This is a genomic window from Corynebacterium sp. H78 (genome assembly GCF_037572275.1).
In the GTDB taxonomy this organism is placed as follows: Bacteria; Actinomycetota; Actinomycetes; order Mycobacteriales; family Mycobacteriaceae; genus Corynebacterium.
This window is the reverse complement of the sequence record NZ_JBBHKX010000005.1, coordinates 35,568-60,008: the sequence shown is the minus strand read 5'-3', so window position 1 is coordinate 60,008 and position 24,441 is coordinate 35,568. Positions and strand designations below refer to the sequence as shown.

Genomic DNA, 24,441 nt, shown 5'->3' with positions numbered 1-24,441 from the left:
GTTATTTTCGCTAGTTGTCGTGCCTTTTGATCTATGTGGCGGTTGTCGTACCTAAAGGTGCAGGCCACATTCTGTCTTTTCTTGACCGCTCCACCGCCCTGAGCGAGGATCTGCGCCTGGAGCGACCCGAGCCGTGCACGTTGCGCAACCAATGGATGGGAATCCTTGCCTCGTCAGCGGATGCACGATGAGATCGTTGTCTGTGACAAACCGTTCAACATCCTCGTCGGTCCACGTCGCTAGCGGATTCAACTTGATACGTCCTGTGCGATCCAATTCCAGGACCGGAGTGTGCGCTCGCGTGGGAGCGTCGCAACGCTTAAGTCCAGTCACCCACCCTTCGTACGGCTTCTTCATCTCCGCGAGAGGGCGCACTTTTCGCAGTTCACAGCACCTCGTGGGGTTCGTTCTGTAAAGGTCTTGACCCTCGACTGCGGCTTGCTGTGCGACGCTATGCTCCGGCGTAATCCGCAAAAGTCTGTTGGGATAGCGTCGGTCGACTTGCTGCGCGACATCGAGAGTTTCTGGAAAGTGATAGCCAGTATCGAGGAAGATGAGATCTGCTGATGGCGCGTGGCGGGCTGCGAGTTCTGCAAGAACCGTGTCTTGCATGGATAGGGTCACTGCGAGCGGAGTGTCTAGGTGCTCTGCTCCCCATTTCAGGATGTCGCCTGCGGAGTAGTTTTCTAATGTTGCTGCCCAGTCGAGTGCGAGGCCGGCGAGCCGACGCGCAGTCTCCGTGGTGAGAACGTCGGTTGTTGTCATGAGTGTGGTCCTTGCGTGTGTTGTTGTAATTCGCGCGGTATTTGTCCGTGGAGTTTCACTGTGAAAACTCGGCAGCATTCGCGGCATTGCCAGGCGTAGTCGGTCTCTGCATCTGGCCAGAGGTTGTCGCCACCGCAATATGGGCAATGCATGATGGCTCCCCGATTGGGATTCGGATGTGCACTTCGCCCGGTAATGCCCAAATGTGTTTGCTCTGGTTTCTTGGTCATTGCAATTCGCTATCGTCTGCGCGAACCACCCAATGCCGGAACTGTTCTCCCGCATGACGCTGGTTCTTGTAATTCTTTACGACGCGTTCGATGTAGTCGCCTAGTTCTGCCGAGGTCACCTTGTGTCCACGCAGCTTCCGCCCGAAGTTCGCATCGAGTCCAAGTGCGCCGCCAAGGTGAACTTGAAAGCCTTCCACCCGGTTGCCAGCCTCGTCGGTGACAATTTGGCCTTTCAAACCAATATCGGCAATCTGTGTCCGAGCACATGCGTTCGGGCAGCCGTTGAGAGCAATGGTGATGGGAACATCAAGATCATCAAGTCGCTGTTCTAGTTCGTCGACAAGTGTGATCGCACGCTGGCGGGTGGTGACCAGTGCAAGCTTGCAAAACTCCAAGCCGGTGCACGAAATGATGCCACGCCGGAACGCGGATGGGTTGGCGGATAGTCCGAGGTCGTCAAGTTCGGCGATGAGGCTGTCGACCTGAGCATCGGCGACGTCGAGAAGAATCAGTTCCTTCATGACTGTCGTGCGAATCCGAGTAACACCATGACGTTCGGCGATGTCAGCAAGTTTCACCAGATCAGTGCCCGGCACTCGGCCGACGGCTGGCTTGACACCCACATAGTTCAGGCCATCGGATTGCTTGTGCACACCAATGTGATCGCGTTCCTTTTCATACGGCTTCGGCGCTGGCCCATCGAGCAACGTGCGCCCCAGATAGTCATCCTCCAACACCTGCCGGAATTTCTCGACGCCCCATGCAGCAACTAGGAACTTCAAGCGAGCTCGGTTACGGAGTCGTCGATAACCGTAGTCGCGGAAAATGCGGCACACACCAGCCCACACTTCTGGAACCTCGTCGAGTGGGACCCACGCTCCAAGACGCTGACCCAGCATTGGATTAGTAGACAATCCACCGCCTACCCATACATCGAAGCCAGGGCCATGCTCAGGGTGATTTACACCAACGAATGCAACGTCCTGAACCTCATGTGTGACATCTAGACGAGGGCTTCCCGACACTGCTGACTTGAACTTGCGAGGTAGATTGTTAAATTCGTCCGTCGATAAGTACTCATCTTTGATACGTCGGATAGCTGGGGTTCCATCGATGATTTCATCTGCAGCAACTCCCGCTACTGGGCTGCCAAGAATGACTCGGGGCACGTCTCCGCAACCGAAGTGGGTATCAAGGCCTACGTCTTCTAGCCGATGCCAAATTTCTGGCATGTCCTCAATACGGATCCAGTGCAGCTGCACGTTCTGTCGATCCGAAAAATCGGCAGTATCACGCGCAAAGTCGCGACTAATCTCACCGATCGCGCGAATTCCAGCAGTCGTGGTCTGTCCACCGTCTAGTCGGATGCGAAGCATGAAGTACTTATCCTGCAGCTCTGCATTCGTTTTCGTACCGGTGTGCTCGCCATCCAAATCTTGACGACGCTGTGTGTAAAGGCCAATCCATTTGAAACGGGGAGCTAAATCCTCGGCCGGGATCGAGTCAAAGCCCTGCTTCGAGTAAGTGTCGATGACTCGTTGCTTAACAGCGAGACCCGCGTCTTCTTGCTTAATCCGCTCATCATCATTGAGCGGATCATGTCCATCGATAAGCCACTGCCCTTGCGGCTTAGGGGCACGCTTGGCGCGCCGGTTGGAACTAGTCCCGGAGACTTGTGACACCGTCTGTGTTGCAGTCATGATTGAAGCTCACCTTTCATTACCTAGACATATCGGTCTAGTTTGGAATATTCAACACTTTAGACAGAGTGGTCTGCTTTATGCAACTGGAGTGCACTCATGACCCGCCCCGACCCCCAACTCCACCCGGCGACGATGCCATGGAAGTTGATCATGCGACCGCGCCCAGATAAGAAGACCGAGCACCACGCAAAGCCAACTGAGCAGCAACAACGACAGGGCCCATGACGGAAGAAGATCAGCGCATAAGGTGCGCAGATTCAGCGCAACGAGAATTCCGCCGATCACGATCCCCAAAAAGCGAGGATTGAGTCGCCCCACTAAATAGGCAGCGAGCGGAGCTGCGAGAATGCCGCCAACAAGCAGACCGACCACAGGCGCCGTATGCGCATGAAATTCCTGCTTCAGCATGGGAAAGAAACCCGCCACAGCAGCGCCTGCCACGAGAAACTCAGCAGCGGAAACCGTGCCAATAACCTTTCGTGGCTCCCGTGATTCAGCGGTCATCAATGCTGATGTCGTCACTGGCCCCCACCCGCCACCACCAGTGGAGTCAAGCAGTCCACCGATCACGCCAAGGCCAATGAGTTTGCCGACACCTAGCCGTTGAGAGTCATCATCCGCGCGTTTCACCCCATTCAGAAAGGCGAATTTCACAATCACCCACAACCCCAGAGCCAACAGGATCGACGAGGTCACCGGCACTGCGATGTCAACCTGGAGACTCGACAAGAATGAAGCACCCACGAATGCACTCACCGCTCCAGGAACGCCAAGCTGGGCAACCCGCAGCCAGTCAACGTTGCCGAATCGCCAGTGAGACAAGCCGGACGCCAGCGTCGTTCCGATCTCGGCGACATGCACTACCGCAGACGCGGTCGCCGCACCAGTTCCTGACAAAACAAAAAGAGTTGTGGCAGTTACCCCAAACGCCATTCCGAGCGTGCCGTCCACTAACTGCGCCCCTAGGCCGATCAGCACAAATATCAGGATTCTTTCCATGTCTTGCATTCCCCAGACTGACTTGTCTATATTTTGTGGGGTCAACACTAGACCATCTAGTCTAGTTCGGGCAATTGCAGAAAACACAAGAAGCGGCCACCCGGCCGTCTGCACAACAAGCTGAGGAGTTTTCACATGAGTACGTACGATGCACAACCAACTCGTAGGCCCCTTAAGGTGGCAGTTGTCGGCTCTGGCCCGGCAGGCATTTATGCATCTGATGCGCTCATGAAATCTGGGCGGGACGTGTCCATCGACATTTTCGAGCGATTGCCAGCACCGTTTGGCCTCATTCGATACGGAGTGGCACCGGACCATCCACGCATCAAGGGCATCATCAAATCGCTGCACCGAGTCCTCGATAAGCCTCAAGTTCGACTGCTTGGCAACGTCAACATCGGCTCTTCTCTAACCGTTGTTGAGCTGCAGGAGTACTACGACGCAGTTATTTTTGCGACTGGTGCTACTGGCGACCGCGACCTCACCGTTCCTGGTGCTGAGTTGAAGGGGCACCATGGTGCTGGTGAATTCGTTGGCTTCTATGATTCCCACCCCGAGTTTTCTCGCGAATGGGATCTCTCTGCCGAGTCCGTCGCAGTTGTTGGTGTCGGCAATGTGGGGCTAGATGTTGCACGAATTCTGGCGAAGACTGCAGACGAGCTGCTGCCGACGGAAATCGCTGACAATGTGTATTCAGGTCTGTCGCACAACGCTGCTCGGGAGATCCATGTTTTTGGACGACGCGGACCAGCACAAGCAAAGTTCACCCCTTTGGAACTCAAGGAGCTGGATCACTCTCCCACTATCGAAGTCGTCGTTAACCCTGAAGACATCGATTACGACGAGGCATCTGCCAACCTACGCCGCGAATCGAAGATCACCGACCAGGTCTGCTCCATCCTGGAGAGCTACGCAATCCGGGAACCAAAGGGTGCTCCCCATAAGTTGTTCATTCACTTCTTTGAAGCGCCTGTAGAAATCATCGGTGAAGTAGACCCCGAAACCGGGCAGCAGCGCGTGGCAGCTATCCGCACCGAACGCACCCAACTTGATGGCACGGGTAATGTTCACGGCACCGGCGAATACACCGAATGGCCTGTTGGTGCCGTGTACCGTGCCGTCGGCTATCAATCAGATCCGGTTCCAGGTGTGCCATTCAGCAACTCCACACACACCATCCCCAATGGTGGTGGCCGTGTTCTCGATACAGATTCAACACCAATCCCAGGTCTCTACACCACGGGCTGGGTCCGTCGCGGTCCGGTGGGACTCATCGGAAACACCAAGGGTGATGCCAACGAAACCGTAGGAAACCTGCTCGCTGATTGGGAGGCAGGAACCCTACCTCAGCCGACGCATACAGATATCGACGACGTCGTAAAGCTGTTAGAAGAACGCGGTATTGAATACACAACGTGGGAAGGTTGGCAGCGTTTGGACGCTGCTGAGCGCGCTGCTGGCGAAGCGGAAGGTCGCGAGCGGAAGAAGTTCGTGGAGTGGGCAGACATGGTCGCACACTCGCGCGAGACTCTGTCCGCGCGAGTGTAGAACCACTGAGAAACCTGGTTGTTGCTGGCTACTGCTCTGACGCAGAAACCGAAATGCAAGACGCCGCCTGAGCAGCGCGCTCGCGTGCTTCATCAACGTTTTCTGCGGTGGAAACAGCAACGCCCATGCGGCGACGGTCGTGAGCTTCTGGCTTACCGAAGATTCGGACATCCGTTTCCGGAACGCTCATCGCCTGAGCAAGACCGCCATACTGAGGTCCAACTTCTTCGCAACCGCCGTAGACCACAGCAGATGCACCTGGTGACACGAGAGTGACATCAATTGGCAGTCCCAAAACAGCGCGCGCGTGCAGCTCAAACTCAGAGAAGCGCTGCGTCGCCATAGTCACCATGCCCGTGTCGTGTGGACGAGGGCTGACTTCGGAGAACCACACGTCGTCGCCACGAACAAACAGCTCAACGCCAAAAATGCCACGACCACCGAGAGCATTGGTAATGCGTGCAGCCACCGAGCGAGCGTTGTCTAATGCCACTTCAGACATTGGCATCGGCTGCCAGGATTCCACGTAGTCACCATCGACCTGGCGGTGACCAATTGGCTCACAGAACCACGTTGCTGGTTCGCCCGTTGCCGGATCGATAGAGCGCACGGTGAGCAGCGTGATTTCGTAGTCGAAGTTAACGAAACCTTCGACGATGACGCGACCCGAAGAAACACGACCGCCACTCATGGCGTAGTCCCATGCCTTCTGCACATCAGCCTCGCTGCGCAGAGTGGACTGGCCCTTTCCGGACGAACTCATCACCGGCTTGACCACACATGGGAAACCGATTTCTGCGATAGCTGCCGAGAATTCCTCGAATGTTGAGGCGAATTTGTAGCGCGAGGTTGGCAAGCCGACTTCTTCCGCAGCAAGACGTCGAATGCCCTCGCGGTTCATGGTCAGCTGCGTGGCACGAGCAGTTGGAATGACCGTTGCCTCGCCGGCTTCCTCAATAGCAACGAGCGCGTCAGTCGCCAGCGCCTCGATCTCCGGCACGATGAAGTCCGGCTTAACCTGCGCAACCAACGAACGCACTGCCTTTGCATCGGTCATGTCAAGGCAGTACCAATGGTGCGCCACTTGGTGCGCTGGCGCATGCTCGTAACGATCCGCCGCATGTACCTCAACGCCCAAACGCTGAAACGCGATTGCAACTTCCTTACCCAATTCGCCGGAGCCGAGCAGCAAAACGCGCGTCGCATTCGACTGGTATGGAGTTCCTGTGGTCTGCGGAGTAAACATCGAGGTGGGCTCGCTTTCGGTGGCTGTTTCGATACTCACCTCCGAATTATGCCACGTTCGTTAGCTGGCTCTGCCGTCGTTGTCCTCACTCGTCAACGAAATTGCCCGCACAAATTCCGCCATCACTGAATCTCGATCAGCATGCGTGACGACGTCGACAGGTAGGCCACGGCGATCTTCGTAAATGTGGCCGCGTCGGTCAGGGTCTGTGTGCCAGGTGTCCTGGTCTGCTGCGCATAGCGCGATGCGTTCTGTGTCATGGTCAACCGAACCAACGGCAACCATGACCGCGAACAGATCATGAATCTGCGCCAGGTAGCCCACACCGACGCTCTGATGAAATTCAAAGTAGAACTTCAGGGCGAGGTTAACGGCCCGATGTAGTTCGGGGGACATGCCAGCTTCGTGCCATAAGGAAATGTCGTGGTCACTGACAGTGATCGTCTCTGTGATGTTGAGCGGGCACAACGTGAGCGACGGGAACTGTTGGCGCCTGCGTTCAATGGCGAACTCATCTGAAAAGACGGTGCTCGTGGCATGGGGGTCAACCCAGAAGTTCCACTCTGAATACGGAGTCGTATTACCCGGGTAACCGACTGCACCACCCATCACAGTCACTGATTCGAAAGCCCGCACGCATTCTGGACGCTCGGAAATGGCTCGCTCGAAAATGGTCAACGGACCTGTGACCACCAGGCGGGCGCCTCTCGCACGAGGTTGCGACCACAACGCCAGCGGGTCGTTGACACTCTCATAGTGAACTACTGGTGGCGCATCGTTATATCCCAGCCCTGAGGGGCCGTGGGTTTCAGGCGTCGTCGTCAGGTGAACCCCATAAGGAGCTGGAAACGCTGAGGCAACGGGCACATCCTGAGCACCGCACAAATTCAGAATCCACCGCGAGTTGTGCGTCGCCTGCGCGGCATCGGTGTTGCCAGCTGAACAGGTGACGCCGATTAGCTCGATTTCACCGGCTGAGTGCAGAGCAGCCAAATAGATGAGGGCGAGGGCATCATCAATGCCCGTATCGACATCAGCGAGGATTCGGGGAGCGCGCGAATTACTCATGGTCTTTAGTGTGGCATGGGAGTTGAGTAGGTATTGAGTATCGAAAATTAAGTTTTGCACTTAAAGTCATTAATGAATAGAAACTTTTTGGATTTTTGCAGTTGCTAGGAGTCGGTCATGGCGCATTTTAATCTTTACGAGAAGCTGGGGCTTTCGCAGAATCAGCAAGCTTTTGATTTGAACGAGATTCTCGGTGATCGCCTCCGCGGGCTTGGCGACGACCACTCGCCAGAAGCTCAAGAGCTTGCCATGGCTCGAAATGTCATTGGCGATCCGCAGAAGAAGAGCATGTACGACCAACAGCTCAATGACCCAAACTGTCCAGATATCACTGTGGAAGATGTCCGCGAGTTGGCCCAGTTGAACCTTGGTGGTGCTGGCTTCGGTGCGGCGCCGAGTGCCAACGACGCTGACGATCAGACGCGCGCACTGCATGGTGCGACCCAGCACAATGCAGCCCAGCAGCCAAATCAGAACCCGTATGGTGCAGCGCCATACGCAGGCAACCCGTGGGGTATGCAAGCTGGCCAGGCACAGGCGGGTCAAGGGCAGGCACAGCCAAACCAGGCCCAACCTAATCAGGGGCAACCAGGCGCCAAGGAACAGATGACTCAGTTTGCAAACTCCACTAAGAACTTCGCAAATATGGGTCTCAACGAGGCGAAAGGAACCTTCCGAGGAGTGCCGAAGAAGCCTCTTGTCATCACCGCGGTGGCATCCGTCCTCGCAACTGTCTTGCTTGGTGGAGCGATTATGGCATCGACCCATTTCATGTCTGCTGAAACAAAGGCCGAGCGTGCAACGAAGGGCCTGTTCAAGCTAGATACTGTCGACGACGCGGAAAAGTGGATCCTGAAAAACGTCCCTGCCTCGGCACGCAATGACATGCGAGATTCTTTGAAGCTCGATTCCGGGTACTCCGGCATGGAGGCCTACTTCGGCGCAGAAGAATTGGACGTCGGAGATACCGTGGACTTCACCGCGATCACGCGGATGATGCAGCAAGACAACGACATCAGCGTCGAAGAAGCACTTTCTGACCTCGGCATCGATGCCGATGCAACAGAGGACAGCAAACTCTATGTAGTCGAGGTGCTAAGCGATGAGAAGCCGGTAGGCATGTCTCTTGCCCTCGTCAGTGATGGAGATGCGAAGATCATTGGCGTTGAGAACTTCTAGTCTCATCGTTCGAATCAATACAAACAATGCTGACCACGCCAATTGCATATGAATTCTACGCGATCCTGATGCAAGCTGAGTTGCGCCAGTCCTAGCCGCACAGTGGCAATGTCGTCCAACTATCGTGGATACCCTCGCCTGTGAAAATGGCGAGGAACTGTGCCCGCTCTTGCTCAGGAAGCACGATGGTGGTTGGGGACTTATCAGATTCGGTCGTAAGAACCCCCACTGAACAGCCGGAACTCACGGCCTTAGTGAGATTGTCTTTCCACCCAGATTCTCCGCCCAAAAGTCCAGTGACCGAGGAATCGCGCAGCTCTTCATTTCCGAAGTCCACAAACGTCGCTTCGTACCTATCTTCGTCTTGCTGACGGCAGCGAATCGCAGCATGCCCTGACCACATCACTGGTGCACACTTCATGGTTGCTTGTTGCCCACCGAAGCTCCAAGTTTCCGTCGTCACGCGAGTATTCGGAATCGCCGAATCAAATGCACCAGCAACGGGCTTCTGCGCCGAAGACCACGCGAACTCTTCCATGTACACGATTACACCGGCGACCACAGCAATAATCGTGGACAGCGCTGCAATTATGCCGACCGCACGATTCTTCTTCGACTGTGCAGACTTCGCGTGGGAAGTTGTCTGGAACGACGTCGATTGAAACGACGAGGTTGGAAACGATGACGTCCGATACGCCGATTGCTGCGGAGATGGCTGCAGGTACTGCTGGGTCGCATACTGCTGGCTCAGGTATGGCTGTTGCACGTACTGCTGCGCTGTCCCCGGATATGGACCACCATCGTGCATCGGCAGCGTCGCATCGACTGTTCCACCTGCACCAATGTGCGTGTCAGGGACAAGTCGATGCTGCTCGTTATACTTCCCAGCTGCTTCCAGCGCATTGATAAATTCGACGCACGTGCCGAACCGATCTCGTGGCAGGTTTGCCAAGCCACGAGAAAATACCGCTGTCACAGCTTCTGCTGACGCCCCGTCTTCTTGGTGCAACGCCACCGGGCCGATATTGGGGGTTGGCCGGGAACCTCGCCACTGCGCATCGCTCATCAATTTGCACAGCTGCTTCGTGGTCAGCATTTCGAAGGCAATCAACGCCAACGCATAATTGTCGCTGGCCGCCGTGGGCTCGATTACTGGATTCGGATTATCCAACGACATAAACGCCTCTGGTGCCGAATACATTAGCGTGCCCAGGAATGTTCCCGTTGTCGTGTCCTCCAGCGAACTACTGATGCCGAAATCCGCCAGAATTGATTCCGCACCATGCGAATTGGTCGGGCGCAAAATATTCGCCGGCTTCACATCTCGGTGAATAATCGGCGGATTCAAACGATGAATGTAATCCAGCGCGGCTGCCACCGGACGCAGAATTCGGCACGTCTCTGCCACGGTGTAGTGCTCGTTACGCTCCCGCTTTGCGACGATCTCCTCGCGAAGGTTCGACCCCTCCACAAACTCCATAACGAAGTACGGATCCACTCCTGGAGAGACATTTCCCGTGTAAATACGAATGATCGCTTCGTGACGCAGCGCCGCGAGATGCTTCATCTCTGAACGAAATCGCTTTTCCGACGCTTCGTCGGAAAGCAGATCGAACATCAACCGCTTTACTGCAACTTTTCGCCCAAGGTTAGTGTCGGTCGCAGAATAAACAATGCCCATTGCACCGCGGCCGATTTCGGCAATGTCGGTGAGACCATTGTTCTGTTCAAGATGCGCAATGAAAGCGCGATCCGAGCTATCCACGATTATCCTTCTGCATATCTTTCGCTCTGCTTTTACGCCGCACCTAACCTATTTACCCCACGGCAGAATTAGCCGAGCGGATCAAGGCCCGTATTCGGAATGCGACCAGAGTGCGCGACCTTCTTGCCATCCCAGTAGTACGTCACCGTCGACGTATAAGCTGCAGCTTCCGCGTTCGACGCGCCAGCCTCCCTGGCCGCTTCCCAGTCCTTGTACTGAACGACGAAGCCATTATCCGTCTCCGACACACTCATCGCTTGCTGAGGATAAACGGAATCGACACCCAAGTACTTGCCCTCATGGAACATCAACAGCAGTGTTCCGAATTGACCACTACCCTGCAGCGTTTGCTCTACGTACGCGTACGTCAGCGGGCTACAGGTGTCGTAATTGGAGTCCCCGGTGTACGTCCACCCACCAGCATTATTGGGGTATTCCTTGTTGGCTTTGTCCAGGCCTTTGTAAATCTCGTCGGCCTGCGTATCGACGGAACAGCTACCAGAGCTTCCCGAATCCTTCTTCTTTTTCTCCGTGGCAGTCTTAGTTTCGGTGACCGTGGTGTTGGCGTCACCAGAGGATGCTCGGCCAGTGGGGCGAGGACCGTCGTTGGTATTTCTGGAGTCACTGTCTGAGTTGCCGCCATCAGAGTTGTCACCGTCGGAGCCGCCGGAACCATTTGAGCCACCATTCGGGGCCGGTGGATTCTCGACAACCGTCATTCCGCCTGCAGCATCGACATTGTCGACTGAATCGTCTCCACATCCGGCAATGGCAAAAGTCATGAGCGCGACACCTAGCGTTGCGAATGGCACTCGCCTGCTACGGTTCGTGACGTTACCGCTTCTGCCTGCACCCATCACTCGCTCCTATTAAGTCCGATTGTGACTGACCTTGATCTTTCCTTGCATCGTCAACCTACGATAAAGAACAGCGGTGGGCAATACGCAACAAGGCGAGAAAATCCTCCCTGGTATCTCGCATATTGACCGTTGTTGACCCCTTTTCGGGGACGATCAGCACGATGGGAGAATTCCTCGCCTCAGTGTTGCTTCTACTTGCTGTTACTTCAGGATGTCGTTGATAACGATCGTCTGATCCCGACCTGGACCAACACCAACGTAGGAAATACGGCAACCCGACAGCTCTTCCAGACGCTTCAGGTAATCCTGCGCACGTTCTGGAAGCTCTTCGAAGGTGCGGCAACCAGTGATGTCTTCTTCCCAAGCAGGCATCGTTTCGTAGATCGGCTCTGCGTGGTGGAAGTCGGACTGTGTCATTGGCATTTCGTCAAAGCGCTTGCCGTCGACGTCGTAAGCCACACAGATTGGGATCTCACCGATGCCAGTGAGAACGTCCAGCTTAGTGACGAACAGGTCAGTGAAACCATTGACGCGCGATGCATAACGTGCCAGCACGGAATCGTACCAACCACAACGACGCTTACGACCGGTGTTCACGCCGACCTCACCACCGGTGGTCTGGAGGTATTCGCCCCACTTGTCGAACAGCTCGGTTGGGAATGGACCAGCGCCAACACGAGTGGTGTAGGCCTTAATGATGCCCAAAACCGAGGTGATCTTGGTCGGGCCGACGCCGGAGCCAACACATGCGCCACCAGCGGTCGGGTTGGATGACGTCACGAATGGGTACGTGCCGTGGTCAACGTCCAGCATGGTCGCCTGTCCACCCTCCATGAGGACGCTCTTGCCCTCATCCAAAGCGGTGTTCAGGACATACTCGGAGTCGATCACCATTGGACGCAGTCGATCGGCGTAAGACATGAAGTAGTCGAAGATCTGGTCAGCATCGATTGCCTTACGGTTGTACAGCTTCACCAGTACCTGGTTCTTCTGGTACAGCGCAGATTCAATCTTCTGTCGGAGAATCGACTCATCAAAAATGTCCTGCACACGCAAGCCAACGCGAGATACCTTGTCTGCATACGTTGGGCCGATGCCACGACCAGTGGTGCCGATTGCGCGCTTACCCAAGAATCGCTCGGTGACGCGGTCCAGGGTCTGGTGGTACGGAGCCACCATGTGTGCGTTGCCGGAGATGCGCAGGCGCGATGCATTGGCTCCACGAGCTTCCAGGCCATCAATTTCCTCGAAGAGCGCTTCCAAGTTCACGACGCAGCCGTTGCCGATGATTGGCGTTGCGTTTTCACTGAGGACACCGGCAGGAAGGAGCTTTAGCTCGTACTTCTCGCCACCGACAACAACGGTGTGGCCAGCGTTGTTGCCACCATTGGGCTTGACCACGTAGTCCACGTGGCCACCCAAAATATCGGTCGCCTTGCCTTTACCTTCGTCGCCCCACTGAGCGCCAACGATAACGATTGCGGCCATAAGTCACTCAACTCCCGATCATCGGTTGCTTGTCATAATCGGTTCTAATAACAAGCGTGGCGGTTGCCCCGATAAAGTGTAGTCCCATGAGGATTGTGGTGTTGCAGTGCGGTTCAAATCTGTCTTTGCCGACAGATCAAGCTCTGGCGAGTGAAAAGGTGACGCTTTACGATGTCCCGACCTTGCCTACCCGCAAAGACCTGGTGTTTCTCTCCGATATTGCAGCAGAGATGCTGCCAGAGGACACTGTCCCAACCCCTGACGACATTGCAAAGAGCAAAGAAGTCCCACATATGGGGTCCCCCCGTTTCGCCCCTCAGAAGCCAACTGAACCCGTTCGAATTGTTGTTGTCGGGCCTGATGCCTCCCTCGGTGCTGTGGCAACATTCTTGATGCGCCGCAACCTGTTGTGGTTCGAAGTCGCCCACGTCCCCGACTCTCCTTCTTCGGTAACGAAGAACTGGGACATTTCCGGTTCCGGTGAGTTTGGGCTTTCACTTGACGACGCACTGACCCGAGACGTCCATCCCGTCCCACTCATCCGAGACGACACGGGCCACGCCATTGTCGGATACGCGCTCTTGACGGAGGTAGGCATTTCTGGGCCGTCGTCACGCTTGGGTCTCGTCGGCGAAGTATATGTGGACGAGCACCGACTCTTTTCGGGGACGTCGAATGGTGTCCAGGTCCGCCCTACTCCAGATGCGCCGGGGTTGGTTGGCGCGGAAGTTCCGTGGGTTGGCGAAAAGGATGCAACTGAGGCCGATGCGAAGCCTGGGTTCTTCGCCCGGCTCTTTGGCCGTGGCAAAGATGCCGAAGAATCCGAGACAGCAGAGGACCGCCCGTTGCACCCGCCAATTGAAGGCCGGGCAGTTCAGGCTGGTGGCCCTGGTTTCCGTTACGTTCGGGATGGCATCGAGGCGAAGAAGCCTCGTGAAAAGGTGACCATCTACCGGCATCTGCTGGACTTGCAGCTGGTGCGCTAGTCTTCCCACACTTCCGGTGGCATCGCAGGATGCGGTGTCGTGGGTGGCAGCGTTGCGACGGCCGACAACCTGGCCATACCGCATACCTGCAGCAGGTCCACGACCAGTGAACGACACTGCGCGAAGACGACAATCTCGGACAGTGTGCTGTCTTCAATCAGCTCGGGCTTCATGCGTGCTGCGAGGCGGCGCAGCTGCCGGATTACGCCCTCGTGAGTGAATGTTTCGACCTCAACCTCAGTGCCGCCTTCAACGTTGCCGGTTCCAGATTCGAACGGTAACTCTCCCCACTTGGGAATCGTCGCCAGCGTGGGGTCGTCGTCAAGCAGATGACGAACAGAACGCATCGCTTCGGAGACTCCCATCACAAGATCAACAATTTCGGGTTTCAGTTCGATGTGATCCTCGCTGGCTGTGATCGCCCGGCGCGCCAACAGGCGGATATTGCGCAGCGCGTTGTCGGTCGGGTGCACGATGCGGGCCAGGGAATTCAGTTGCTCACGCCGATGCCACAGCAAGGGTGCGACGCGAACCTGTTCTTGCGCTGCGGCAATGGTGCGGTCCATTAAAGAAACTTCAGCTTGCGACGACCGCCCCAACTGCAAGGCTGCCCGCACTCGGTCGAGATCGTGGGTGCGGAGTCCTTCGGCAATGTCATACAGAATGTCAGAGCCGAGATCCAACACCGAAGCGACCACTCGACGCGATCCAGGAACTGGATTGCGTGGGAGAATCGACATCACGGCGATGCCAATGAGACCACCGACGAGCGCGTCGATCATGCGGTGATATGACATCTCGGTGCCAGGCGGCATGATCGTGGCGATGAGGACAGCTGAGCTAGCAGCCTGATTGACCACCAGTGGACCACGCCCGACGAACACTCCCGTCGTCATGGCAACTAAGACGCCCACCGTCAGCTGCCAGATTCCGGTGCCCAACACGGAAATGATGAGGTCGCCAATACCGACACCAAGGGTGGCCCCCAGGACCAACTGCATCGAATTCTTGATGCGTGGCCCTTGCACCATCACGTTCAAACCAATGAACGCAGCCATTGGAGCAAAGAATGGCCGAGGGTGACCAAGAACATCAAGGGCAAACCAATAGGCAAGTCCTGCTGCCAGAGTCGCCTGCAGAATCAGCGCCCATCGAGTGCGAATGCGATTCACGCCATGCAGCAAGCGTGTTCGTGGGCGCATGCTTTTACGCATCGCCAAAGCCGCTCGGGATGCCGGATGCTTCACTGCATCCAAGTATTCACCGAGTTCTGGGCGTGGATTCTGCTGTTCGTCAGACACTAGTTAGAGTGCGGTTTCCTTCACCGCGGTTTGGTCGCAGTCCTGCAGAAGTGCAAGACAACGATCGAACTCATCCTCTTCACCAATTGCCCGCGCAGCTTTCGCCAGCGCAGAAATTGCGCGCAAGACACCACGATTCGGTTCATGCGACCACGGAACCGCGCCGAAGCCCTTCCAGCCGTTGCCACGCAGCAAATCAAGGCCACGGTGGTAACCAGTTCGCGCGTAGGCATAAGCAGTGACATCCTGGCCATCTGCAAGCGCCTGTTCAGCGAGCTGTGCCCACGCCAGCGAATCCTTTGGGCACTGCTTTACGACGTCCTGCGGACCTAAACCTTCTTCACGCGCTTTCGTTGCCTCCGGGAATTCGGGCAAGAGAACGGGTGGCGGAGCCATCATGTCATTTAGTTGCATGCCCCCTATTGTGCCGAGGATCTCAGTGAATAGCATCCACTATTTCTTAGGCGTACTCTTTTTCGCATGTCTTTTGCTGATCTCATGGATCCGATGCAGCTGCTCAGCGCTTCTGGCCCCTTCGGGGCATTTATTCTTCCTGCGATGTTGGCCATGGTCTTCATCGAATCGGGTCTGCTTTTCCCGTTCCTTCCCGGCGATTCACTGCTGTTTACGGGTGGTTTGTTGTCGACTCAGCCAGATCCGTTTGCACCACTGTGGTTGCTTCTGATTCTGGTCCCGCTTGCTGCGATTCTCGGTGACCAGGTCGGCTACCTCCTTGGACATACGTTTGCACCACGTATCGAGAAGATGAAGGACGGTCGTGTCTTCAAGCAGGAGTATCTCACTCGAACACATGAGTTCTTTGAACGCTACGGCCCTGTGACCATCATTCTGTGCCGATTCGTCCCCATCGTGCGTACCTACGCTCCGCTTGTCGCAGGGATGGCGCGCATGAAGTACAAAACGTTCATTTCCTACAACATCATCGGTGGTGTCATTTGGGGTGCCGGAGTTACATTCCTTGGCTCCGTGCTTGGCGAATTCGCATTCGTCCGCGACAACATCGAACCAATCTTCCTTGGCATCGTGCTGGTGTCGGTCCTGCCTGGTTTGGGTGGTTTGGTGAAGTCCTTCTTCAAGAAGGGCAAGAAAACCGATCTGGAAATTCAGCCAACTCCAGAGCAGAACCCCACCCCGGAGCCTCAGCCGTAGAGCATCTTGCGACGTTGTCAGCGTTAAGCTTCGAGCGCTTTCTTCCTGCGCTCGTCGTCTTCTGCGACTCGAGCACACGCTTCCATTACGATCCATCCAGACAACTGAACAGACAAGTCGCGTTCACGCACCGCTGATGAGCGCACTGCACCCGCGATCGATGCAGCCACTGGGCCACTTCCCTGTGGGAACGTAGCGTCCTTCTCCCAATTGGCTGGGAACAAAGGCAATCCATCGACTTCTAAACGATGGTTCCACGCGCTTTCGCCAGTAGCCAGCACCAACCGACGCGCAATGCGGGCAGCTGCACGGGATCCGTGATCATCGGAAGGCAACCGCACCGCAGCATCTGCGAGATACCGGATCAGCACACCGTTGAACAGGCCACCATCACCGCCGCCAGAGCCCTTAATCACGTGATCGGAGCTGGCCATGTTCACAGCAACCGCATGAATCAAACTCTGGCACCTGGTGAGGTACTCCATTGCTCGACCATGCTGTTCGCGGTTCTTCAACTCCAGGGCGATCTCGAGGCACGCCCCGATCATCACACCTTGGTTGTAGGAATACATGCCCCGCTGTACTTCCTCGCCGGTCATGCTTAACCGAATACCGTCGTAAAGAAGGCCGGTATCAGCGACGAGGTTGTCGAATACCCAGTCGACCAAAGCGCAGGCATCATCCAAACGGCCGGCGCGCGCGAACGCAATCGCAGCTGGTCCGTTCGACGGAACGTTGTAGAACAGTTCTTCTTCGCGCCACGGCAGTACGCCAGTGGTCGAATCGATGCCATTTGTGAGTGCCTGCAGCAAAAGCTGCGTCTGGCGACGAGGCTTGCGCTTGCCATGCATCGAATCCACACGACCGAGTGCGAGAACCATCCACGCACGATCGTCGTAATACTTGTTCGATGCCAACGGCGACAAATTGCGAATACGAATACCACGAATGGTGTTGCGTACAGCCTCATACTTCTCGCGGGATGGAACTCGCTGTGCAGCATCGACGAGGCATTCCAGATAATGCGCCTGCCACCAGTAATGCCACGTAAAGAAAGCCTTATGCTGCGGTGTTGCTGGCCACGAAACAACGGCAAGATTGGTCCGGGGAAGACCCCACAACGCAGAAGCATGGCGATTGCGAATTGCCTGCTCAGCGACGTCCGCACGGTAAGCCCAATTTTCGACTTCCGGTCGGGACATCTTCGTGACCACATGACCCCCTCAACGTGGAGTGCCTACTCACTCCGTTGTGAAAAACTGGTGATACTAAATAGCTCGGGCTTTAGCTTAGCGCTTTCAGTGGATTCGCATGATTGCACAGTGACGATCTGGGGGACTCGCTCAGAGTGCTACCACGCATGATCCAGGTCAGCGTGCTGGCGAATCCACGAATGCATCGCGATACCTGCTGCAACACCTGCGTTCATCGACCGCGTGGAGCCGAACTGCGCGATGGAAACCGTCATCCGTGCAGCTTTTCGCGCCGACTCGGACACCCCCGGCCCTTCCTGCCCGAACAAGAGAAGACAATTGCGAGGCAGCTCGACTGTCTCCAGTGGCACGGAACCAGGCACATTGTCCACGGCAACAACGGTTAAGTCATGGTCGTATGCCCAGGCCACGACGTCGTCAACCGAGTCGTGGTGATAAAGATGCTGATAGCGATCAGTCACCATCGCACCACGGCGATTCCACCGACGACGACCAACTATGTGGACCGCCGCCGCAGCAAAAGCATTCGCGGTTCGCACGACCGTGCCGATATTGGAATCATTCTCGAAGTTCTCAATGGCGATGTGAAGCGGATGCCGTCGCGTATCAATATCGGCAATGATCGCCTCGGTTGTCCAGTACCGATACGCATCGACAACGTTTCGACGATCGCCTTCCTGCAACAGCGTCTCGTCAAACTTCGGATCCGACGGCATGGGTTCGCCCGGATGCTCGATATGCCACGGTTCTACACCGACGCGAGCCTCGAACCATTCCGTTGGCCCCCGACCTGGCTCCGGAATGAACGGTTCCGCGTTCTTCCCCAGCTCAGTCATCGGCAGGATCCAGCGCGATCAGTCCCTCGACCAGCAGCAACTGCGCGGCAATGTAAGTGTCCATCACGGCCGCGTCGAGAAGCTTTCCGACGACCGATTCCTTGCCCACCAGGCTGTTCAGCATCAGCAAAGAGTCAGAAATGAGGAATAGATTTCCTCCGTGGCCAAGCCCGTAACGAGCATCAGCCAACGGAAGCCCACTGTCAGGGCATTTCTCAACTTCTCCAGCGGTGGCGACCAGGCCACGGTCGTCGGCAAGAATGGAGACAGCTGCCAGCAAGGAACCGTAGCTGAATACCACCGGCAGCAATGAGCGATCACACTTTGCAGCCAGGGCGACAGAGCCAGCCATCAGTGGCCCGCGGATCGCCGTGCGTGCGACATCCGGGCGGGCACCACCGCGGGCGAGCAGCCCGACGTACGCAAGCTGGTTCAGAGAGAAGGCAGCGGCACCGTTGCTCAGCTTGGCATCTTTGGGCATCAGCACGAGATCGCCGATCCACCCAGCTGTCAGCCCGGCAAGGAGCGTCGCGGTGGTTACTGGCGACACGTCGTTACGACGACGAATTACTCCAGCAGCCAACAACGGCATGAGCACTGCCTTCGAGGCTTTGCGAGGCGTCTCCCACCCAAACGCCGACGACACCACATTCACGGCACCCGCAGCGATGTACCCCAACTGCTCAGGCTTGCCTGTAATCACGGTGTTCAGCGCACCCAAGCCTTCAACAGTGCGGGAAACGAATGACGATACGAGAGAAGCCATGCAAGTCCTCCTTAGTCCAAACCCAGATCAGATAGGCCGAGGAGGTAGCGGTATTCAACACCCTCGGCGCGGATGACATCGGCGGCACCGGTTGCTCGGTCCACGACCGTCGCAACGCCAACAACCTCTGCCCCAGCTTCGCGAACCGCTGCCACTGCGGTGAGTGGTGAATTGCCAGTGGTTGTCGTGTCTTCGACTACCAGAACCTTCTTGCCCACAATGTCTGGTCCTTCAATGCGACGCTGCATGCCATGCTTCTTCGCTTCCTTGCGCACAACAAAGGCATCGATCTGACGGCCATCTGCGTGCATGACAGACGTTGCGACGGGATCCGCACCTAGCGTCAAACCACCAACGTGGGCGTAATCCCAATCAGCGGTGAGTTCGCGGAGCAATTCTCCGATGAGACGGGATGCCTTGGCATGCAGAGTCGCGCGACGCAGGTCAACGTAGTAGTCAGCTTCCCGACCAGACGAGAGCGTGACCTTGCCATGGACAACCGCAAGCTCTTTGACGAGCTGCGCCAGCTCCGCCAGCTTTTCCTTGTTGACCTGTGGTGCGTTATCACTCATTGTTCTCGTCGTCTCCTTCAGGAAGATCGGAATCAGCGATGCCATCGGCAAAGATTCCGGGGGTTTCTGTCGCTGGTCGAATAATACGTCCACCAGTGATGCGCGAGCGCATATGCTCTGGATCTTCGCCCAGGGCAGGGATCCCAGCAGCTTCGAATTCCACGTCCCGGAAACTGGTGGCATCAGCGTCATCGACAGCAGGCCCCTCACTGCTAAACCGGGGCTTCGACCGCGATGGCAGATCTTCCGGATTCAGCGGTGTGTCATGTGATGGACGCCAGTCACCAATACCCTCGGCATTCACCGGCTTGGTGGTGTGCTCACCGTTGTCGCCGTCTGTGGCGGAATCAGAGTCGGCATCGGAGACCTGGCCCGCATCTACAGCATCATCCTCCGTATCGGTGGCATCGATAGCGTCGACGTCAATGGCTGAAACCTCGGCGGCAGACTCTTCGGTTGCTGGCTCCAGCTCCGCTTCCCGATCCCGCGCCAATTCGCGCGTCTGGTCCCACTGTTCGGGATCAAGCTCGACATCTCGATCCTCCACCGGAGGCAAACGTCGCGCAAAATCAGAGAACTCGGACAGAACTTGCAAAGCGATGTCCCATTCTTCGGCGACAGAATCCCGCGACAGTTCCGCCAGCAACCAATCGCCTTCAGCCCACATGACATTGATGAACTCCGGCACCGTGCCAAAGAACTCGCTGGCACGGGAATCCATGATGCGTCGAATGACTGTCGGATTCGTCGCCGACATCAGAAGACCTGACTCGAACGAGACAGTTGGCAGTGCGGAGTCGCCGTTGTGCCTCAATTCGACGACTTCATCGCTTGCCGACGCTCGTCGCAAAGCAACAATGGTCACCTGCCCCACATCACACACGTGCATTTCCCGACCATGCGCGAAACCAAAGACAACTGCCTTCGCTTCACCTTCTGGAATGCGCTCCCACAAATCCGTCACCCCGTGATCAATGCGGCGGTAATCCGCGTGGCGTTGCTTCGCCCATTGCTTACGGGCGCGTCGATGGCCGAGGCCCAGGCTGGACATGGAACCAGCGAGGGAGCGAGGCTCCCGTTCGTGGTCAGAGGCATCAGTTGCCTCGTCGGCATTGAGTGCATCATCGCTGAGATCGAGCGCGTCATCGGCTAAGTCTGTGGCAGCGTCTGCCGTGGCATCTGCATTGAAGTCTTGCCCGGTGGTGGACGATGCGACAGCTTCGGTTGTGGTGTCAGTCGCAGGAGGATCAGACGGCATCCGCTCAAGCCTGGCCGCTTCGGCTTCCTTGCGCTGACGCTCCATAACCTCACGGATCTTGGCAGCTTTACGCAGCTGTTCCGCCAGCGCAGCTTCCTGACGAGCTTGCTCACGAACTGCCCACATTTCCAACTGTGCAGCTTGGGAATCAAGGCTATTTGCGTAGTTCAGCAATTCCTTCTCAGTCTCGGAGCGCTCGAACGAAGCAGCGGACGCAGCATCAACATCTGCAGCGGTTTCAGGCTGATCAGTCCCCAATTCCGCGTCCTCGGGTTCGTCGCCTTCCGGCTCGTCGTCAGCAGGTTCCCTTGGAAATGGCTCCGTGGCCAAGACGAGCTCTGGGTCATCGCGAGGAATCAGCTCCGCTTCAGGATCCTGCTCAGGCTGCACTTCTACCAACTCTTGTGCCCGCGCCTCAGGCTGCGTCGCCGGCTTCGGATGCGCAGGAGGTAGCGTCGCACCGGCGTCATCTGCGACAGCGGTGGTAGACGCGTCTGTTGGGGTGTTTGCTTTTCGACGCTTAGCGTCCACAATCAGCAAAACAACAGCCGCAACAAAAAGCACGGCAGCGAGGGCAAAGGCTATAAACATCATCGCTCGCCAAGTCTAGTTCGGATGGCGGATTATCCGTGGCAACTAGTGCATATGGCGCGGTCAACACCCTACGCACTAACCCGGACTCGATGCTTTTCTAGCTTCGCGCAAGCTTTCCGAAATTAGCTACGAGCAATAGGAAGCGTAGGATCTCCCGCCCACTTCGACCATCCGCCTACGAACAAAGACGCACCTGGTAGACCAGCTTCGTGCATCGCCTGAATAAACAGCGATGAATGAAGACCGGAACCGGAATACACCGCGGCTTGTTCACCAGACGTCACACCGACGTCGGCAAGCTTCTTCCTGATCTCTTCAGCCGGCAAGAATTCGCCGGTTTCGCGGTTCTGCAGATCACGGGCTGGAATATTCACGGAACCAGGGATGTGTCCTGCTTGGAGGTCAAGGCGTTCCTGCTTACCGCTGAAGCGCTCCACATTTCTAGAGTCGATCAGCACGCCACCCTGCGCAGTCCACTGAGCAACTTCAGCGATATCAACCGTTGGCATTTGCCCCAGTTCAACATCGGTGTCACTTGGGTGTGGCAGGTTGCCTGGGCCGTGCGCAGTTCCGAAGTCCTCATTCTCCCACGCGTGCAAACCACCTGCGAGAACTTGGACGTTGGTGAGCCCGGCCCATTTGAGGACCCACCAGGCACGGGAAGCGAAAAGGCCATCTTCTTCGTCATACACAACGACGTGATGGTTTTTGCTGAGTCCCCAGCGACGAATCGCGGAACGCACCCGAACGATATCGGGCAATGGGTTTCGACCGTGTTCACGGTCTGGAATACCAACAAGGTCAATCGTTGGATCACAGAACATGGCCAACGGAATGTGTGCCTCGGCGTAATGCTGGTAGGCAGTACGTTCAGGCGACCAACGCGCGTCGATAACAGCAACTCGGTCTCCGGTATGGATGAGTCGCTTGAGCTCCTGGGCTGAAACGCATGTGTTCATAGATAGCAGTCTAAATCGATTCTGTTAGAACTGCTCACGAAGAAGTACCATGTACAAAAGTATCTATAACCAGCCGGACTCTTGAGCCTTGGCGAATGCTTCAAACCTATTGCGGGCTCCAACTTTGCTAATTGCCGCTGACACGTAGTTACGAGTTGTGCCCGGCGCGAGATGGATCGTCGCTGCGATCTCCTCCATGCTCATACCCGTGCCCGTCAACTCGAGCACTTGCCGTTCGCGTTCGGTCAGCGGCGACTCACTTTCACTAATCGCCAAAGCAGCAAGTTCTGGATCGACATAGCGCTTACCTCGTTGCACAGTGCGAATCGCATCTGCGAACTGCACAGCCGATGCAGTCTTAGGCATGAACCCCTGCACTCCCGTGGTGAGGGCACGTTTCAAATCCCGAGGACGGCCGAAACTCGTCACGATAAGTACTTTCGGGGTTCGCGCATCAACGCGCAGGCGAGCGAGCTTCCCCAACTCAACTGCTGTGTCAATGCCGTCGATGCCGTCCATCTGCAAATCAACAACACAGACATCGATGCCATCGCCGGCCACAAGCTGACGCTGACATTCCGCCACCAGCTCTTCGCCAGACCCACACGTAGCTACAACATCAATGTCGCGTTCCAGCCCCAATAACGTCGCCAACGAACTGACAATTAACTCCTCATCATCAGCAATCGCTACGCGGATAGTCGCGGAATCTGGCACGGATTCTGTGGTCATATCTCCCCTACTGATTTTGAAGGCAGCTTCAACTTTGCGACGAACTCTCCGTGACGCGCTGTCAGTTCCACGGTGGCATGAGCATCGACGGCTCGTCGCTGCAATGCCCGCATCCCCGCAAGTGGGCTGATGGTGTTTGGCGAACCGTCGTTACGCATTTCGATGCTATCGGTATCCAACGTCAGTGTGACGTGCCGGGCATCAGAGTGTTTCAGAACGTTTGTGCTGGCTTCGCGGATGAACCATGCGGCAAGTTCGCGGAGATGACCGGGGATGTCGTCTTGGGAGCCGTTGACTGTGCATTGAATGCCAGCGGATGCGAATAGTGACGTTGCGCCGGTGAGCTCGGTAGAAAGGTGCGCGGTCCTGTATCCAGCAGCCACAGCTCGCATATCTGACATCGAGCTTCGAGCAAGTGCTTGGAGTTCTGCGAGTTCTGAATCAAGGCGATCGTCGTTACGCTGTGCGAGCGCTCGGGCAACCTCTGCTTTGAGGGAAATTGCGGCAAGGTGTTGTCCCAACGTGTCGTGGAGTTCTTGAGCGAAGCGCAGGCGTTCCTCAGAGACTTGTAGGGCAGCTTCGGTATCGCGTGCGCGGGCCATCTGCCGGGCGATTCGTACTACCCAATCGCTGGAAATGACCGTTGCGGCCAACGCTGGGTTGAATAGCAAAATCTGAAAGTAGAACGCGTCCCAGCCCGCCACGGTGCCAACCAATGACAGCCCCACAATCACAAGCCATCGGTACTTGAGCCGAACCCAAAACACCATAGTGGCTGCAGCTGAAAACGCGAACACCCACATCGCCAAGAACCACCACAGACCGCGTTGACCAGCCGGATCTTTGTCGATAAGAGCAAGGGCGACGACAACTACTGCATATACGACGAACGACGCATACAAACCCCAGCGGAAACTCCAGTGCGGTCGACCATCCGCAGTGTCTGTCGTATGGAAATTCAGCTCCGGCTGGACGCCCATCGCAATCCACGACACAACAGTCAAAACTGACGCAACCAGAGCTGATGCAATTGCCACCCACCCGGGAATCGACACCGTGTCGGACGGCATCACTGACAGCACAACGAGCAAGAGCAAGAAGCACACAGCGATAAGCTGCAGGGAAACTCGAAAATACACAGCGATCTGCGAACCACTATCAAGGCTGCGCCACTTCTTGCGAATGTTCATAGAGGGCATATT

22 protein-coding genes are annotated in these 24,441 nt (G+C 56.4%); 4 read left to right on the top strand and 18 right to left on the bottom strand.

All coding sequences use genetic code 11. From position 1 onward, the window contains the following. Window positions 1–51 precede the first annotated feature (51 nt). The 3 genes from WG934_RS08715 to WG934_RS08705 form a co-directional block, all read right to left on the bottom strand. Window positions 52–765, bottom strand: a complete 714-nt coding sequence (locus WG934_RS08715; protein ID WP_339979843.1) for a phosphoadenylyl-sulfate reductase — start codon at window positions 763–765, stop codon at window positions 52–54. 226 nt (window positions 766–991) lie between these two features. Beyond that, window positions 992–2,695 carry a nitrite/sulfite reductase gene (locus WG934_RS08710; protein ID WP_339989792.1) on the bottom strand — a complete coding sequence of 568 codons (1,704 nt, stop codon included), beginning with the start codon at window positions 2,693–2,695 and terminating at the stop codon, window positions 992–994. Between the two features lie 78 nt (window positions 2,696–2,773). Further along, window positions 2,774–3,697: a sulfite exporter TauE/SafE family protein gene (locus WG934_RS08705; protein ID WP_339989791.1), complete on the bottom strand. Its 924-nt coding sequence runs from the start codon at window positions 3,695–3,697 to the stop codon at window positions 2,774–2,776. A gap of 135 nt (window positions 3,698–3,832) precedes the next feature. Between WG934_RS08705 and WG934_RS08700 the strand changes: the two genes are divergently transcribed. Continuing rightward, on the top strand, window positions 3,833–5,245 hold the full coding sequence (locus WG934_RS08700) for an FAD-dependent oxidoreductase (protein ID WP_339989790.1): 1,413 nt from the start codon (window positions 3,833–3,835) through the stop codon (window positions 5,243–5,245). 28 nt (window positions 5,246–5,273) lie between these two features. Here the strand turns inward: WG934_RS08700 and purT are convergent, their stop codons facing one another. Then, a complete protein-coding gene (gene purT / locus WG934_RS08695) occupies window positions 5,274–6,491 on the bottom strand; it encodes a formate-dependent phosphoribosylglycinamide formyltransferase (RefSeq protein WP_339980046.1) in 1,218 nt (405 codons plus the stop codon). Between the two features lie 60 nt (window positions 6,492–6,551). Then, a complete protein-coding gene (locus WG934_RS08690) occupies window positions 6,552–7,559 on the bottom strand; it encodes a nucleoside hydrolase (RefSeq protein WP_339989788.1) in 1,008 nt (335 codons plus the stop codon). 117 nt (window positions 7,560–7,676) lie between these two features. On the opposite strand from WG934_RS08690, the gene WG934_RS08685 reads away from it, so the two are divergent. Then, window positions 7,677–8,738, top strand: coding sequence for a hypothetical protein (locus tag WG934_RS08685; RefSeq protein WP_339989786.1), 1,062 nt, complete (start codon window positions 7,677–7,679; stop codon window positions 8,736–8,738). A 91-nt stretch (window positions 8,739–8,829) separates the two neighbouring features. Here WG934_RS08685 and WG934_RS08680 read toward each other — a convergent pair whose 3' ends face one another. The 3 genes from WG934_RS08680 to WG934_RS08670 form a co-directional block, all read right to left on the bottom strand. Continuing rightward, on the bottom strand, window positions 8,830–10,503 hold the full coding sequence (locus WG934_RS08680) for a serine/threonine-protein kinase (protein ID WP_339989784.1): 1,674 nt from the start codon (window positions 10,501–10,503) through the stop codon (window positions 8,830–8,832). A 68-nt stretch (window positions 10,504–10,571) separates the two neighbouring features. After that, complete coding sequence (locus WG934_RS08675) at window positions 10,572–11,285, bottom strand: LppP/LprE family lipoprotein (RefSeq protein ID WP_339979836.1); 714 nt, start codon at window positions 11,283–11,285, stop codon at window positions 10,572–10,574. Between the two features lie 279 nt (window positions 11,286–11,564). Continuing rightward, complete coding sequence (locus WG934_RS08670; protein WP_339979835.1) at window positions 11,565–12,851, bottom strand: adenylosuccinate synthase; 1,287 nt, start codon at window positions 12,849–12,851, stop codon at window positions 11,565–11,567. Window positions 12,852–12,937: 86 nt separating this feature from the next. Between WG934_RS08670 and WG934_RS08665 the strand changes: the two genes are divergently transcribed. Continuing rightward, window positions 12,938–13,837: a hypothetical protein gene (locus WG934_RS08665; protein ID WP_339989782.1), complete on the top strand. Its 900-nt coding sequence runs from the start codon at window positions 12,938–12,940 to the stop codon at window positions 13,835–13,837. Here WG934_RS08665 and WG934_RS08660 read toward each other — a convergent pair. Both WG934_RS08660 and WG934_RS08655 read right to left on the bottom strand, forming a co-directional pair. Then, window positions 13,834–15,138: an FUSC family protein gene (locus WG934_RS08660; protein ID WP_339979833.1), complete on the bottom strand. Its 1,305-nt coding sequence runs from the start codon at window positions 15,136–15,138 to the stop codon at window positions 13,834–13,836. The two genes, WG934_RS08665 and WG934_RS08660, sit on opposite strands and share 4 nt — an antisense overlap. Window positions 15,139–15,141: 3 nt before the next feature. Beyond that, complete coding sequence (locus WG934_RS08655) at window positions 15,142–15,552, bottom strand: DUF3151 domain-containing protein (protein ID WP_339979831.1); 411 nt, start codon at window positions 15,550–15,552, stop codon at window positions 15,142–15,144. 66 nt (window positions 15,553–15,618) lie between these two features. Here WG934_RS08655 and WG934_RS08650 point away from each other — a divergent pair, with 66 nt between their 5' ends. After that, window positions 15,619–16,308, top strand: coding sequence for a DedA family protein (locus tag WG934_RS08650; protein ID WP_339989780.1), 690 nt, complete (start codon window positions 15,619–15,621; stop codon window positions 16,306–16,308). Window positions 16,309–16,331: 23 nt separating this feature from the next. On the opposite strand, the gene WG934_RS08645 is transcribed toward WG934_RS08650, so the two are convergent. From WG934_RS08645 to WG934_RS08610, 8 genes are all read right to left on the bottom strand, one after another. Further along, window positions 16,332–17,510: a glycoside hydrolase family 76 protein gene (locus tag WG934_RS08645; protein WP_339979828.1), complete on the bottom strand. Its 1,179-nt coding sequence runs from the start codon at window positions 17,508–17,510 to the stop codon at window positions 16,332–16,334. 149 nt (window positions 17,511–17,659) lie between these two features. Continuing rightward, window positions 17,660–18,358: a TrmH family RNA methyltransferase gene (locus tag WG934_RS08640; RefSeq protein ID WP_339989779.1), complete on the bottom strand. Its 699-nt coding sequence runs from the start codon at window positions 18,356–18,358 to the stop codon at window positions 17,660–17,662. After that, window positions 18,351–19,124 (bottom strand): lysoplasmalogenase, encoded by a 774-nt coding sequence (locus WG934_RS08635; RefSeq protein ID WP_339989778.1) that lies wholly within the window; start codon window positions 19,122–19,124, stop codon window positions 18,351–18,353. Before WG934_RS08635 ends, WG934_RS08640 begins: the two co-directional genes overlap by 8 nt. An 11-nt stretch (window positions 19,125–19,135) precedes the next feature. Beyond that, window positions 19,136–19,696: an orotate phosphoribosyltransferase gene (pyrE, locus tag WG934_RS08630; protein ID WP_339989776.1), complete on the bottom strand. Its 561-nt coding sequence runs from the start codon at window positions 19,694–19,696 to the stop codon at window positions 19,136–19,138. Beyond that, window positions 19,689–21,548 carry a hypothetical protein gene (locus tag WG934_RS08625; RefSeq protein WP_339989774.1) on the bottom strand — a complete coding sequence of 620 codons (1,860 nt, stop codon included), beginning with the start codon at window positions 21,546–21,548 and terminating at the stop codon, window positions 19,689–19,691. The genes pyrE and WG934_RS08625 overlap by 8 nt, the downstream gene beginning before the upstream one ends. Before the next feature lie 122 nt (window positions 21,549–21,670). Continuing rightward, on the bottom strand, window positions 21,671–22,507 hold the full coding sequence (locus WG934_RS08620; RefSeq protein ID WP_339989773.1) for a sulfurtransferase: 837 nt from the start codon (window positions 22,505–22,507) through the stop codon (window positions 21,671–21,673). A 63-nt stretch (window positions 22,508–22,570) separates the two neighbouring features. Continuing rightward, window positions 22,571–23,239, bottom strand: a complete 669-nt coding sequence (locus WG934_RS08615; protein ID WP_339979819.1) for a response regulator transcription factor — start codon at window positions 23,237–23,239, stop codon at window positions 22,571–22,573. Then, complete coding sequence (locus WG934_RS08610; RefSeq protein ID WP_339989771.1) at window positions 23,236–24,429, bottom strand: sensor histidine kinase; 1,194 nt, start codon at window positions 24,427–24,429, stop codon at window positions 23,236–23,238. The genes WG934_RS08615 and WG934_RS08610 overlap by 4 nt, the downstream gene beginning before the upstream one ends. Window positions 24,430–24,441 lie beyond the last annotated feature (12 nt).

Excerpts from the sequence above, each read along its gene's own strand:
- pyrE (WP_339989776.1), bottom strand. The coding sequence starts at position 19,696 with ATGAGTGATAACGCACCACAGGTCAACAAGGAAAAGCTGGCGGAGCTG.
- WG934_RS08700 (WP_339989790.1), top strand. The coding sequence starts at position 3,833 with ATGAGTACGTACGATGCACAACCAACTCGTAGGCCCCTTAAGGTGGCA.
- WG934_RS08670 (WP_339979835.1), bottom strand. The coding sequence starts at position 12,851 with ATGGCCGCAATCGTTATCGTTGGCGCTCAGTGGGGCGACGAAGGTAAA.
- WG934_RS08610 (WP_339989771.1), bottom strand. The coding sequence starts at position 24,429 with ATGAACATTCGCAAGAAGTGGCGCAGCCTTGATAGTGGTTCGCAGATC.
- WG934_RS08675 (WP_339979836.1), bottom strand. The coding sequence starts at position 11,285 with ATGACTTTTGCCATTGCCGGATGTGGAGACGATTCAGTCGACAATGTC.
- WG934_RS08690 (WP_339989788.1), bottom strand. The coding sequence starts at position 7,559 with ATGAGTAATTCGCGCGCTCCCCGAATCCTCGCTGATGTCGATACGGGC.
- WG934_RS08665 (WP_339989782.1), top strand. The coding sequence starts at position 12,938 with ATGAGGATTGTGGTGTTGCAGTGCGGTTCAAATCTGTCTTTGCCGACA.
- purT (WP_339980046.1), bottom strand. The coding sequence starts at position 6,491 with ATGTTTACTCCGCAGACCACAGGAACTCCATACCAGTCGAATGCGACG.
- WG934_RS08620 (WP_339989773.1), bottom strand. The coding sequence starts at position 22,507 with ATGAACACATGCGTTTCAGCCCAGGAGCTCAAGCGACTCATCCATACC.
- WG934_RS08625 (WP_339989774.1), bottom strand. The coding sequence starts at position 21,548 with ATGATGTTTATAGCCTTTGCCCTCGCTGCCGTGCTTTTTGTTGCGGCT.
- WG934_RS08635 (WP_339989778.1), bottom strand. The coding sequence starts at position 19,124 with ATGGCTTCTCTCGTATCGTCATTCGTTTCCCGCACTGTTGAAGGCTTG.
- WG934_RS08645 (WP_339979828.1), bottom strand. The coding sequence starts at position 17,510 with ATGTCCCGACCGGAAGTCGAAAATTGGGCTTACCGTGCGGACGTCGCT.
- WG934_RS08640 (WP_339989779.1), bottom strand. The coding sequence starts at position 18,358 with ATGACTGAGCTGGGGAAGAACGCGGAACCGTTCATTCCGGAGCCAGGT.
- WG934_RS08685 (WP_339989786.1), top strand. The coding sequence starts at position 7,677 with ATGGCGCATTTTAATCTTTACGAGAAGCTGGGGCTTTCGCAGAATCAG.
- WG934_RS08655 (WP_339979831.1), bottom strand. The coding sequence starts at position 15,552 with ATGCAACTAAATGACATGATGGCTCCGCCACCCGTTCTCTTGCCCGAA.
- WG934_RS08705 (WP_339989791.1), bottom strand. The coding sequence starts at position 3,697 with ATGGAAAGAATCCTGATATTTGTGCTGATCGGCCTAGGGGCGCAGTTA.
- WG934_RS08615 (WP_339979819.1), bottom strand. The coding sequence starts at position 23,239 with ATGACCACAGAATCCGTGCCAGATTCCGCGACTATCCGCGTAGCGATT.
- WG934_RS08715 (WP_339979843.1), bottom strand. The coding sequence starts at position 765 with ATGACAACAACCGACGTTCTCACCACGGAGACTGCGCGTCGGCTCGCC.
- WG934_RS08710 (WP_339989792.1), bottom strand. The coding sequence starts at position 2,695 with ATGACTGCAACACAGACGGTGTCACAAGTCTCCGGGACTAGTTCCAAC.
- WG934_RS08650 (WP_339989780.1), top strand. The coding sequence starts at position 15,619 with ATGTCTTTTGCTGATCTCATGGATCCGATGCAGCTGCTCAGCGCTTCT.